The following is a 12814-nucleotide window of genomic DNA, read 5'->3' as shown; positions in this document are numbered from 1 at the left end:
TACGTGGAATTCCGTCGGAAAAACGCCCAGCGTCGCTACGTGGTTCGATAAACGGCTACGCCTTGCGGTTCGACTTCGCGCGCGCCGAATACGAATGCGTCGTCCGGCACGCCGCTCAGCGTGTGAGAAGCCGCGCTGTAGTTGAACACGTAGGTCAGCGCGCCGCGCCGGCTGATCCGCACGCTGTCGCCGAGCGGCGTGGTCGGGAGGCCCGCTTCGTCGGCGATGCGTGCGAACAGACGCGCGCTCAGCGCGTCGTCGAACAGGCTCGCGAAGTAGTGGAACGCGCCGCTCTTCACATACGCAGGGTGGCCGTCAGCGAAACTCGCGCGCACTTCAAACGGAGCGTGCGCATCGCTCTCGATGAAATCGCGCCAGTGGCGCGCGTAACCGTCTGCTGTCCCGTCCGCGCTATGCACGGCTTCGGTCACGTTCGGCCGCATCGATTCGACACGCCACACGCGCAGCGGCAACACCGCGCTCAGCGTGCCCGGCGGCAGATTCGCCGGAATCTGCAGATGTTCGGTCTTCGAGCCGGTGCGCGGCCCCAACACCACCTGCGCGCCGGAATTCGCGAGACGCGCGGCGAAATCGGCCGGCACGACCGGCAACGGCGGCACGACGATCAGACGATAACCGTCGAGCGGCGCATCGACCGGCACCACATCGACATCGAGTCCGAGCGAACGCAGCGCACAGTAGTACTCGAACGCGAAGCGCGGATAGTGAAAGTCCGCGCCCTGCGGATGAATCTCGAACAGCCACTTCGCTTCGTAGTCGTAGACCAGCGCGACCTTCGAACGAATCGCGGCGTTCGCGTCGGCGTCCGCGGCGAGCACCGTGCGAATCTCGGCAGCGACTTGCGCGGCTTCTCGACCGCCCACGTCGAGCCGGTTATCAGGCGTATTCAACCCCGCGTGCATCTGTTCCTGCGCGAACGGCGCCTGACGCCAGCGGAAATACGACACGCAGCCCGCGCCGTGCGCGAACGCTTCCCAGCTCCATAGCCGCACCATGCCCGCCAGCGGCGCCGGATTCCACAGCGCCCAGTTCACCGGCCCCGGCTGCTGCTCCATCACCCACAGCGGCAGTTTCGACATGCCGCGATACACGTCGTGATTGAACGACGCGAAGTCGGGATGTCCGGTGCGCAGCCAGCGCGACTTGATCTCCGGCGCGAACCATAGCTCCTCGAGCGCGCCGAGCGGATAGCTGTCCCACGTCGCGATGTCGAGATCGGCGGCGACCTTGTAGTGATCGAACTCGGTGAAAGCCTGCATGAAGTTGTGCGCAACGGGGCGCCCCGGCGAATGCGCGCGAATGATCTCGACCTGCATCCGGTTGTAGCGCGCCACTTCGTCCGACGCGAAACGCCGGTAATCGAGCCGGTGCGACGGATGCGCTTCCGTGACGGTGGCGACCGGCGCATCGATTTCGTCGAAGCTGCGGTACTCCATGCTCCAGAACACGGTGCCCCAGGCCTGATTCAACGCGTCGATGGTCCGGTAACGCGCCTTCAGCCATTCACGAAAACGCGCCACGGCCGCGGGCGAATAGCTGACCACCGTGTTGTGGCAGCCGAATTCGTTATCGGTCTGCCAGTACGCGACAGCGGGATGCCGACCATAACGCCCGGCCACAGCCGTGCAGATTGTCTGCGACGCGGCGAAATACGACGGCGAAGAAAAATCGTAATGACGCCGCGAGCCGAACGCACGAGGACGCCCGTCCGCGCCGACCGGCAGAATGTCAGGATAACGATCGATCAGCCACTTGGGCGGCGTCGCGGTAGGCGTGCACATCACCACCTGCAAACCAGCTGCGCCGAGCACGTCGACAGCGCGATCCAGCCAGCCCCAGTCGTATTCGCCAGGCGAGGGCTCGATCCGGCTCCACGCGAATTCCGCGATCCGCACCTGCTCGATGCCGAGCGCTTTCATCCGGCGAGCGTCGTCTTCCCACATCGACTCGGGCCAGTGTTCCGGGTAATAACAGACTCCAACGCGCATCCGAATGTCCTTTATGCGTAGTGTTCGACGGATTCGAGCGAAGCGGCGGCAAAGCCGTCTTCGGTGAACAGATGGCAGGCGCGGCTGGGCACGCGCAGGCTCGCGCGGTCGCCCGGCAGAAGGCGCGTATCGCCGGAAGCCTTCGCGATCAGCGTGGCGCTGCCCGGTTGATCGAGATGCACATAGCTGTGTTCGCCGAGTTGTTCGACGAACGAAACGCTGCGGATCAGCACCGCGTCGCGCGCGTTGTCCGGCTCGGCCGCGTCGACGAACACCAGGTGTTCGGGGCGCACGCCCAGCGTGACCGGCTGCAACGTCTGAAGCCCTTCGCCGCTCACCGGCACGCGCACGCTTTCACCGGTCTGGTCGAGCGTGACGAGCACGCCTTGCGCATTCACCGACGCGACTCGCGCGGCCAGGAAATTCATCCGCGGCGAGCCGATGAAGCCCGCCACGAAGCGGCTCTTCGGATGGTGATAGAGCTCGAGCGGTGCGCCGATCTGCGCAATGCTGCCGTAGTGTTCGGTGTCTTTGCCCGCATGCAGCAACACGATCTTGTCGGCGAGCGTCATCGCTTCGATCTGATCGTGCGTCACGTAGACAACGCTCGCTTTCGCGAACTGCTTGTGCAGCCGCGCGATTTCGACACGCGTCTGGCCGCGCAACGTGGCGTCGAGATTGGACAGCGGTTCGTCGAACAGAAACACGCCCGGCTCACGCACGATCGCGCGGCCGATCGCCACGCGTTGCCGCTGACCGCCGGACAACGCTTTGGGCCGCCGTTCGAGCAACGCTTCCAGTTGCAGCACGCGCGCGGCTTCGCGCACCTTGCGGTCGATGTCGTCTTTGGGGGTTTTCGCCAGCTTGAGGCCGAACGCCATGTTTTCGTACACGGTCATGTGCGGGAACAGCGCGTAACTCTGGAACACCATCGCCACGCCGCGCTGCGCAGCCGGTACGTCGTTGACGATGCGACCGCCAATCGACAGGTCGCCGTCGGTCACGTCTTCGAGACCGGCGATCATCCGTAGCAAGGTGGACTTGCCGCAACCGGACGGACCGAGAAACACGCAGAACTCGTTCTCGCCGATCTCCAGATCGACATCGCGAATCACCAGCGCGCCGTCTCCATACGCTTTCTGCACGCCTCTCAACGAAATGCTCGCCATCGCCTCGACTCCGTGATTTAATCGGCTCGATGTCGGAGATTAAGCGCTTAATCAGCTAGCCCAAAAAAATCGATCGCGTGCGATCGTTGGGCCCTGCCTGTCTCCGATATCGTTTTGTGTATGCGGCAAATGGTGCCGCGCCTTCGGCGTCGATGCAAATGTCGAACAGCCATCCCAAATAATGAAATAACTATGCCTACACTCAGCGAAGTCGCGCTTCATGCTGGCGTCACCCCGGCCACGGTGTCCAACGTGTTGCGCAATCGCGGCCGGGTCGGCGCGACCACGCGTCAGCGCGTGCTCGACGCCGTCGACGCGCTCGGCTATCGTCCGCACCTCGCCGCCCGCGCGCTCGCCGAAGGCCGCGCGCCGACGCTCGCACTGATGGTGTCGAGCATCGCCAATCCGTTCTATCCGGAATTCGCGTTGGCCGTCGAGCGCGCGGCGCGCGTCAGCGGCCATTTCGTGATCATCTGCAATACGAACGAAGATCCGCACAGCGGCCGCGCGTATCTCGACCAGATCGCCGGCACGCTGTCCGAAGGCGTGCTGGTGACGAACGCGAACCTCGATTTCGCCGACCTGCATCGAACCGAAGCGCGCGGCACGCCCGTCGTGCTGTGCATGTGGGAGAAGCCGCAGGAGCCACCCGGTTTGCCCTGCGTGGCGGTGGATTTCCGGCTCGCCGGCGAACTGGCGGGACGGCATCTGCTTGAGCTCGGTCATCAGCGCATCGGCGCGATCGTGGCCAGCAAAGCCTCCGGGATTCACGCGGCCCGCTACGCGGGTTTCGTCGACGCAATGAACGCAGCCGGCGCCGCTCGCGCGCGCATCAAGCACGCGCAGGACTCGATCCAGGGCGGCTACACGGCGGCGCGCGAATTGCTGGAAGCCCATCCGAAACTCACCGCGATCTACGCGACCAACGACCTGCCCGCGCTCGGCGCGATCTATGCCGCCGCCGATCTCGGCCTGAGCGTGCCGCGCGATCTCTCCGTGATCGGCATCACCGACATTCAACTCGCGCGCGAATCGCGCCCCGCGCTGACCACCGTCGCGGTGCCGACGGTCGAAGTCGCCGAGCTCGCGGTGTCGCTGTTGCGCGAGTTGATCGAGTCGTCGTATGGACAGACGGGCGCGCCCGCAGCCAGTGTGCCGATGCGGATTTCGTCGCCGCCGGAGCTCGTCGTGCGCGGGTCCACCGGCGCGCCGCGCTCGACGTAACGTGGCCGTAACAGCGTCGGCCGCGTTACGTAGCGCGGCCGTCATGCGGGCGCGTTCGCACGCCTGACGCTGCGCCCGCAAACGCCTGCGGCACAACGCTTTGCGGCTGACCGCCCGCATCGTTTCAAACCCTCCATGCAAGTTGGCACGGTCTCTGCAATCAGGCAGGGAAAGGCCGCGCGCCGGTGTGATCCACATGCCGCCCGCGCTCCCTAACCGGCCAGGCCAAGGCCTACAACACGCATGGATATTCGAATGATTGCCGATCTTCTGCTGGACGCCGACGCTGCCACCTCGACCGACCACGCCGACGCCGACTTCGCGCAGCGCCACCCTTTGCAGATCGCCGTCTGCCTGCGCAATCTGGCAGCGGGACAAGACTTCGTGACGGTGGAATTCGACGGCCGGCTGATCGTCACCCAGGTGCTGGACGTCGATTCGCGCAACGCGCGCTTCGTGTTCGACGCGGGCAACGTAGCCGACGACAACCACGCGCTGCCGCACGCCCGCCAGTTGACGTTTCGCAGCCTGCCGGGCGGCATCCGCACGGAGTTCACCACACTCAACGCGACGCCGATCGAATTCGAAGGACGCGCCGCCTTCGAAGCGGCCTTCCCCGCCCTGCTCTACTCCGTGCAACGCCGCGAATTCTTCCGCGTGCAAACGCCCGTGCTCGATCCGTACATCGCGAGCGGCCCGTATACGGACGGCGGCTCGTTCCGGCTTGAATTGCAGGACCTGTCGCTCGGCGGCATCGCGTTGAAAACCGGCGACGAGCGCTTCGGTTCGCTCGAAACCGGCACCGTGCTGCGCGACGTCACGCTGCAACTCGGCGGCTTCGGCACGCTGCGACTCGACCTGGAAATCGTCGCGCCGCGTCACTCGATTACGCCGAAGGGCGATCGACGCTACGTGATCGGCTGCAAGTTCGTCGCTACGCCAGGACTGGCCGAGCGGACCTTGCAGCGCGTGGTCACCCAACTCGAAACGAAGCGGCAAACGCTGGCGCCGCGACGCTAGACGCATTCGTCACCGCGATTACACGCGCGACGGCTTTACGAAACCGTCGCGCGCGTGATCGCCGCTTTCTTCTGCCCGACTCAATCCATTCATTCAGCACCACAAAAACCACGCCTTGTTTTCAATCGACTTTCAAGCGAGCCAGGGACTTTCCCCAAGTCCCGGCACGCGATCTTGCACCGCATCACGCCCGTCCAGTCCCGCCGCATAAGGGTCGCCGTTCGTCGAACGGTTTTGGCCCAGCGCTATCCGTCGAGATCGCATTCTTGACGAAGCCGCGCGCGCCTGCTGTACTAAATCAATCCAAGTGATTTAGGTTGCCGGCGCGCAGCGATCGCGCCCGCAAAGTCCAGCAGTCCACAACTTCGTTGCCAATAACTGGAGGAGCGTCCCATGAACCAGCATTCCCGCCGGCATCCCGTCGCGAGGCAAATCGTTTCGCTATGCGTAGCAGCATCGGCCGTGTGGTGCGCGAGCGCCACGCAGGCGGCCGACCAGCCGACCGTCGGCCTCATCACGAAGACCGATACGAATCCGTTCTTCGTGAAGATGAAACAGGGTGCCGAAGCGGCCGCGCAGAAAGACGGCGCGAAGCTGATCACCGCAGCCGGCAAGTTCGACGGCGACAACGCGAGCCAGGTCACTGCGATCGAAAACATGCTGACGGCCGGCGCTAAAGCGATTCTGATCACGCCGAGCGATACGAAGGCAATCGTGCCGAGCATCAAGAAAGCGCGTGCGGCCGGCGTGATGGTGGTCGCGCTCGACACGCCGACCGATCCGCAGGACGCCACCGACGCACTGTTCGCCACCGACAACTTCAAGGCCGGCGTGCTGATCGGCCAGTACGCGAAGGCCGCGCTCGGCAGCAAGCCCGCGAAGATCGCGACGCTCGATCTGGCGCCCGGCGTGTCGGTCGGCGTATTGCGGCATAACGGCTTTCTGCAGGGCTTCGGCGTGAAGGAAGGCGATGCGTCGATCGTGTGCAGCCAGGACACGCGCGGAGATCAGGCAAAGGGACAAACGGCGATGGAGAACTGCCTGCAGAAATCGCCGGACATCAACGTCGTGTACACGATCAACGAACCGGCCGCGGCGGGCGCGTATCGCGCGCTGAAGGCCGCGGGCAAGGACAAGAGCGTGATGATCGTGTCGATCGACGGCGGCTGCGAAGGCGTGCGCAACGTGAAGGCCGGCGCGATCGCCGCCACCTCGCAGCAATATCCGCTGAAGATGGCCTCGCTCGGCATGGAAGCCGGCGTCGCGTATGCGAAGACCGGCAAGAAAGTGTCCGGCTATCAGGACACCGGCGTCACGCTGATCACCGACAAGGCGATGTCCGGCATCGACAGCAAGGACACGAAGTTCGGCCTCGACAACTGCTGGGGCAACAAGTAACCGGCCGACCAGGCAGGTATCAACGTAACAACGTATCAAGGTAAAGCGCACGATCCGGCGGCCGCGCTCACGCGAGTGCGCCGCCGGCTGATTTGCCGCGTGGCCCGCGCGCCACGTTCATGTATCGAGGACACCTATCATGTCGACTCCCTCCGCGCCGGCCGGCCACTCGCGCCCCCTGGCGGACCGCTTGCCGTCGCTCGCCGAAATCGGACCGCTGATCGCGCTGGTGCTGGCCTGCGGGTTCTTCATCTCGCAGAGCAACCGTTTCCTGTCGTTCCAGAACCTCTCGCTGATCCTGCAGCAGACGATGGTGGTCGCCGTCATCGCAATCGGTCAAACACTGATCGTGCTGACCGGCGGCATCGATCTGTCGTGCGGGATGGTGATGGCGTTCGGCTCGATCATCATGACCAAATTCGCGGTCACGCTCGGCGTGCCGCCGGTCTTCGCGATTCTGTGCGGGATCGCCGCGAGCACGCTGTTCGGCGCGCTCAACGGCTTGCTGATCACGCGCATCAAGCTGCCCGCGTTCATCGTCACATTGGGCACGCTGAACATTGCATTCGCGCTCACGCAGATCTATTCGAACGCGGAGAGCGTGTCGAATCTGCCGGACGCGATCATGTTCTTCGGCAACACGTTCAGGCTCGGGCCCGCGGATGTCACGTACGGCACCGTGCTCACGCTGCTGATGTATCTCGCCACCTGGTTCGTGTTGCGCGATACGGTGCCGGGGCGGCATCTGTACGCGCTCGGCAATAACCCGGAAGCCGCGCGGCTGATGGGACTGTCGTCGCAAAAGATTCTGCTCACCGTGTATTCGCTCGCCGGCGCGATCTACGGGATCGCCGCGCTATTGTCGGTATCGCGTACCGGCGTCGGCGATCCGCAGGCCGGTCAAACCGAGAATCTCGACAGCATCACCGCGGTCGTGCTGGGCGGCACGAGCCTGTTCGGCGGACGCGGCTCGATTGTCGGCACGCTGCTCGGCGCGTTGATCGTCGGCGTGTTTCGTAACGGTTTGACGCTGATCGGCGTGTCGTCGGTGTACCAGGTGTTGATCACCGGGATGCTGGTGATTCTCGCGGTCGCCGCGGACAAACTTTCCCATCGTCGCGGTTGAGCACAAGGAGTCATCCATCATGTCGACACCGACTTCCGCTTCCGCGCCGATGCCTGTGCTGCAGGCGCGTGGCCTCGTCAAACGCTACGGCAACGTGACCGCGATCGACGGTTGCGATTTCGAAGTGCTGCCCGGCGAAATTCTCGCCGTGATCGGCGACAACGGCGCGGGCAAATCGTCGCTGATCAAGGCGCTGTCCGGCGCTGTCGTGCCCGATGAAGGCGAGATTCTGCTCGACGGCAAGCCGGTCAAATTCCGCAGTCCGCTCGACGCACGCGCGCAAGGGATCGAGACCGTCTATCAGGAACTTGCGGTTGCGCCCGCGATGAGCATCGCCGAAAACCTGTTTCTCGCCCGCGAATTGCTGAAGCCCGGCTGGCGCGGTTCGATCTTCAAGATGATCGACAAGCGCCGGATGCTCGAAGAAGCGACCGCCCATATGAAGGATTTGCAGATCGGCATCCGCTCGATGCGGCAGGCGGTCGAGACGCTATCGGGCGGCCAGCGGCAAGGCGTGGCCGTGGCGCGCAGCGCCGCATTCGCGCGGCACGTGGTGATTCTCGACGAACCCACTGCCGCGCTCGGCGTGAAGGAAGGCAACATGGTGCTCGAACTGATCCGGCGCGTGCGCGACCGCGGGCTGCCGGTGATCCTGATCAGCCACAACATGCCGCACGTGTTCGAGATCGCCGACCGCATCCACATTCAGCGGCTCGGCCGGCGCGCCGCACTCGTCAACACGAAAGACATTCATATGTCGGAGGCCGTCGCGATCATGACGGGCGCGAAGGAAGCGGACGTCAAGGCCATTGCATGATGCACGCACTCCACTGAACGGCGCATGACGACGATGGATACCACCGGCACCGGCGCCCGCTCGCCGCTCAAACGCACGGTCGGCTCGAACCAGGTCGGCATGCGGCAGTTCAACGAGCGGATCGTGTTGCAGGCGATCCGCTTGCACGGACCGTTGCCGAAAGCCGACGTGGGTCGTCTGACGCGTCTGTCGATGCAGACGGTGTCGATGATCGTCGACCGTCTGATCGACGACGGCCTGCTCGAAAAGCACGCGCGCGTGCGCGGCCGGATCGGGCAGCCGTCGGTGCCGATCGCGCTGCGCGCCGACGGCGCGTACACGATCGGCATCAAGGTGGGACGCCGCAGTCTCGACGTACTGGCGATGGATTTCGCGGGCCACGTGGTATGCCGCGATGTATTCGAGTATTCCTATCCCGATCCGCGCACGCTGTTTCCCGCACTGGAAAGCAAACTCGCACGCGTGAACAAAACGCTCGGCGCGAAGGCGAACAAGGTGGTCGGTGTGGGCGTCGCCGCGCCGTTGTGGCTCGGCGGCTGGCGCGACTTTCTCGGCGCGCCGCAGGACGCGCTCGAAGCGTGGCACGAGATCGACCTGCGCACCCGCATCGCCACGATGACGGGCTTACCCGTCGAATTCGCGAAAGACACCACCGCCGCTTGCGCCGCAGAACTCGTGATCGGTCAGGGCCGCGGCATTCACAATTTTCTGTATCTGTTCGTCGGCACGTTCATCGGCGGCGGCCTCGTGATCGACGGCCGCCTGCACGGCGGACCGCATGACAACGCGGGCGCGGTCGGCTCGATTCCGCTGAAGGACGGTAGCGCGCGCAAGCCCGCGCGGCAACTGCTGCACGCGGCATCGGGCTTCGTGCTGGAACAGTTGTTGAGCGACGCGGGCGCGCCCGCTGCGGCGGCGCACGATCATCGTGCGTTGGCGCCGGACGTGTGGCGGCAAACCGAGCAATGGCTCGACACCGCCTGCCCTGCTATCGCAAACGCGTTGACCAACGCGGCCGCGCTGCTCGATCTCGAAGCGGTCGTGATCGACGGCGAACTCGACCGGCAACTGGTGCGCGAAATCATTCGACGTACCGAGCGCGTGCTCGATCGCTTCGAATGGGAAGGGATGGTGCGGCCGCAGTTGCTGGAAGGCACGATCGGCGCCGACGCGCGCGCGATGGGCGGCGCGATTCTGCCGCTGTACGCGCATTTCGCGCCGACGCACGAACTGTTTTTGAAGCCGGCGGCGGATGCCGCTTATTAGCTTTCGAAGTCATTTGTGTGAAAGGTGAGCGCGGGAGCGTGGGCTGTTACCGGCGCGCTTTTCTCCCATCACATTCATCCCCATTCTGAACGGCGACAAGGTCGTAGCCGATCCCCGCATATCAGTCATCACGGATGCATCAAAACACGCACGCAGCGCGTCGTATGCATCGAATCCTATTCAGATCAGCGACTTAACCTCGGGCGCAGCGGTTTCTCTCACGAAACCAGGCTGCCGCTTTCGTTGTCGCGCCAACACATATTCATGCCGATGGAATAAGTCGGCGTGCTCGCGTGTTTTGAAAGCGCAGGAAACGTGACGGGATTCTGGTCCGGATCCCGCCGATGACATCGATTCCGTAACTTGCGTTGCTACTGCCTGGAAACAGGCGAGCCTGAAAGGCGCTCGACATGAAACATATTGTTGTCACAATCTCGAAGACTTTTATTAGTTATCTTGAGCAGATTCTTTATCCGCACGAGATGAACGATGCGGTTGTGTGCAAGGTTCTGGTGCACGACGAACAAAGGCGTGGCGACACCCGGGATGCCGCATTGGAGTGGGTCTTTTCCGATGCGAAAAAGCTCGCTGTTCATCTGACCGCGAGCACGGATCGTGTCGAACAGATTGTGAGCGCCGCTCAGGAGATGTGCCGTACAGCGCGGCACGGAACGATATCGATAGTGATTGCCGACAGCGGCCTGCACGCGAACTTCAATTTCTAGCCGTCGCCGCAACCCGACATACCTCTGTGGACAAACCGGATGAACAAGCCATCGACTCATCAAAGCAAACGCGCCAGTCCGCCTGCCGCTACCGCGCCTTCAGGCGATAGCGCGGCGGCAGCCGAGGAAGCTGCTTTATACAAGCTCTTTATCAGCCCCGGTCAATCGGAGCTGACGTCAGGCCGTCTGATGAACAAGCTCAGAACCGCGGGCATTCTCGACGACGACCCTCGAGCACGGGAGATTTTCAAAAAACTCCTCGCACACAGGGATGACAAGTCCGCCGTGTCTTTTGAGGAATTCGGCGAACTGTTTGCGTTGAATCCCAGCCTGTTTCAGCGTGTAGCCGAAGACTCGCTGGTAATTCCGAACTGGGATCAATTCTCCGTATCGGTACAGGGTATCGTCACCGATATTTCGAAGCTGACAGGCGGAAAGGTTGCGTCCTATATTCCCGAACTCGCGCGTGTTCCAGCCGAGAAATTTGGACTCAGTCTCTGCACGGTAGACGGTCAACGCGCCCATTTCGGCGACGCGCAAGATCAGTTCAGCATCCAGTCCATCTCGAAGACAATCAGTTACTGCATTGCTTCCGAAGAAGTCGGCGCAGAAACGCTGCACCAGTCTATCGGGAGAGAGCCGAGCGGACATTCGTTCAATGCGATTACGCTGGATTCGCGCGGCCGTCCTCATAACCCGATGATCAATGCCGGCGCAATTGTCAGTTGCTCGCTGATCCGCAGCAACGAGTCCGCGTCCACGCGATTTGCTCACGTTTTCGACCGCTGGAAGGACCTGACCGCAGACGGGGACGTGTCGTTCAACAACACCGTGTTCCTGTCCGAACGCGATTCGGCAGACCGCAATTTCGCGTTGGCGTATTTCCTTCGCGAGAACGCGGCATTCCCCAAGAACACCGACATCCGAGCCACGCTGGATTTCTATTTCCAGTGCTGTTCCGTGGAAATGACCTGCGATTCGATGGCGATCGCGGCCGCAACGCTGGCGAACGGCGGCGTCAACCCGCTGACCGACAAACGCGTGTTTTCGACCGAGACCGTCAAGAACTGTCTGTCGCTGATGCACTCCTGCGGCATGTACGACTTCTCAGGGGAATTCGCGTTCCTGATCGGCGTTCCTGCGAAGTCCGGCGTAGGCGGCGGCATCATGGTCGTCATTCCCGAGGTCATGGGCTTTTGCATCTGGTCGCCGCCACTCGATGTACTCGGCAACAGCGTACGCGGTATCGAGTTTTGCAAGCGATTGATGTCGAAGTATTCGTTCCATAACTTCGACATCGTCGCGGGATCGGATGCGCAAAAAATCGATCCGACGCAACGCCGTAAATCGGTGAACAACGCCAGGATCGTCGACTTGTGCTGGGCGGCCGCCAAGGGCGACACCCGTGAAATTCAAAGACTCGTTGCATCGGGCGCCGATCTCAACGGCGCCGATTATGACGGGCGGACCGCATTGCATATCGCGGCATCGGAGGGCCAGGCAGTATCGGTGAAATACATTTTGCAGAACGGTGGAAGTCCTGAAGCAAAAGACCGTTGGGGAAACTCGCCGCTGCAGGACGCCCAACGTGGCGGGCATGCAGAGATCGTTACTATTTTTCAACAGCAAGGGCAATAATGAACGCTTCCGTATTGGCACGTATCAAGAACGACGAAATCAAGTTTGTCGATTTGCGCTTCACCGACACGCGCGGCAAGGAGCAACACGTTTCGGTGCCGGTGTCGGCATTCGATGAAGACAAATTCACCAGCGGCCACGCATTCGACGGCTCATCCATCGCCGGATGGAAGGGTATCGAAGCATCGGACATGCTGCTGATTCCCGATGCGAATACCGCATTTATCGACCCGTTCTTTGAAGAACAGACGCTCGTCATGACGTGCGACGTCGTCGAGCCTCAGGATGGCCGCGGCTACGAGCGCGACCCGCGTTCGCTCGCAAAACGCGCTGAAGCGTATCTGAAGAGCACGGGCCTCGGCGACACCGCCTTCTTCGGCCCGGAACCCGAATTCTTCATTTTCGACTCGGTCCAGTGGAAT

Annotated in this window: 11 protein-coding genes; 9 read left to right on the top strand and 2 right to left on the bottom strand. The window is 62.8% G+C overall.

The window, feature by feature from the left end; all coding sequences use genetic code 11:
- Window positions 1-35 precede the first annotated feature (35 nt).
- On the bottom strand, window positions 36-2009 hold the full coding sequence (locus PQQ51_RS18920) for a beta-galactosidase (RefSeq protein ID WP_408498326.1): 1974 nt from the start codon (window positions 2007-2009) through the stop codon (window positions 36-38).
- 11 nt (window positions 2010-2020) lie between these two features.
- Window positions 2021-3178 carry an ABC transporter ATP-binding protein gene (locus PQQ51_RS18915; protein ID WP_408498325.1) on the bottom strand — a complete coding sequence of 386 codons (1158 nt, stop codon included), beginning with the start codon at window positions 3176-3178 and terminating at the stop codon, window positions 2021-2023.
- Window positions 3179-3370: 192 nt separating this feature from the next.
- Between PQQ51_RS18915 and PQQ51_RS18910 the strand changes: the two genes are divergently transcribed.
- The 9 genes from PQQ51_RS18910 to PQQ51_RS18870 all read left to right on the top strand — a co-directional run.
- Window positions 3371-4402 carry a LacI family DNA-binding transcriptional regulator gene (locus PQQ51_RS18910; RefSeq protein WP_408498324.1) on the top strand — a complete coding sequence of 344 codons (1032 nt, stop codon included), beginning with the start codon at window positions 3371-3373 and terminating at the stop codon, window positions 4400-4402.
- A gap of 255 nt (window positions 4403-4657) precedes the next feature.
- On the top strand, window positions 4658-5422 hold the full coding sequence (locus PQQ51_RS18905) for a flagellar brake protein (RefSeq protein ID WP_408498323.1): 765 nt from the start codon (window positions 4658-4660) through the stop codon (window positions 5420-5422).
- A gap of 393 nt (window positions 5423-5815) precedes the next feature.
- Window positions 5816-6820 carry a sugar ABC transporter substrate-binding protein gene (locus PQQ51_RS18900; protein WP_408498322.1) on the top strand — a complete coding sequence of 335 codons (1005 nt, stop codon included), beginning with the start codon at window positions 5816-5818 and terminating at the stop codon, window positions 6818-6820.
- A 139-nt stretch (window positions 6821-6959) separates the two neighbouring features.
- A complete protein-coding gene (locus tag PQQ51_RS18895) occupies window positions 6960-7946 on the top strand; it encodes an ABC transporter permease (RefSeq protein WP_408498321.1) in 987 nt (328 codons plus the stop codon).
- A 19-nt stretch (window positions 7947-7965) separates the two neighbouring features.
- A complete protein-coding gene (locus PQQ51_RS18890; RefSeq protein ID WP_408498320.1) occupies window positions 7966-8763 on the top strand; it encodes an ATP-binding cassette domain-containing protein in 798 nt (265 codons plus the stop codon).
- 33 nt (window positions 8764-8796) lie between these two features.
- Window positions 8797-10029 carry an ROK family transcriptional regulator gene (locus PQQ51_RS18885; protein ID WP_408498446.1) on the top strand — a complete coding sequence of 411 codons (1233 nt, stop codon included), beginning with the start codon at window positions 8797-8799 and terminating at the stop codon, window positions 10027-10029.
- A gap of 410 nt (window positions 10030-10439) precedes the next feature.
- Window positions 10440-10754 (top strand): hypothetical protein, encoded by a 315-nt coding sequence (locus PQQ51_RS18880; protein WP_408498319.1) that lies wholly within the window; start codon window positions 10440-10442, stop codon window positions 10752-10754.
- Between the two features lie 39 nt (window positions 10755-10793).
- Window positions 10794-12392 (top strand): glutaminase A, encoded by a 1599-nt coding sequence (gene glsA / locus PQQ51_RS18875; protein ID WP_408498318.1) that lies wholly within the window; start codon window positions 10794-10796, stop codon window positions 12390-12392.
- Window positions 12392-12814, top strand: a 423-nt coding sequence (locus PQQ51_RS18870; protein WP_408498317.1) for a glutamine synthetase beta-grasp domain-containing protein, incomplete at its 3' end; no start/stop codon positions are given. The genes glsA and PQQ51_RS18870, both read left to right, overlap by 1 nt.

The sequence above is a fragment of the Paraburkholderia xenovorans genome, from assembly GCF_046030735.1.
GTDB classification, from domain to species: domain Bacteria; phylum Pseudomonadota; class Gammaproteobacteria; order Burkholderiales; family Burkholderiaceae; genus Paraburkholderia; species Paraburkholderia xenovorans_A.
This window is presented reverse-complemented; position numbering and strand designations above follow the sequence as displayed.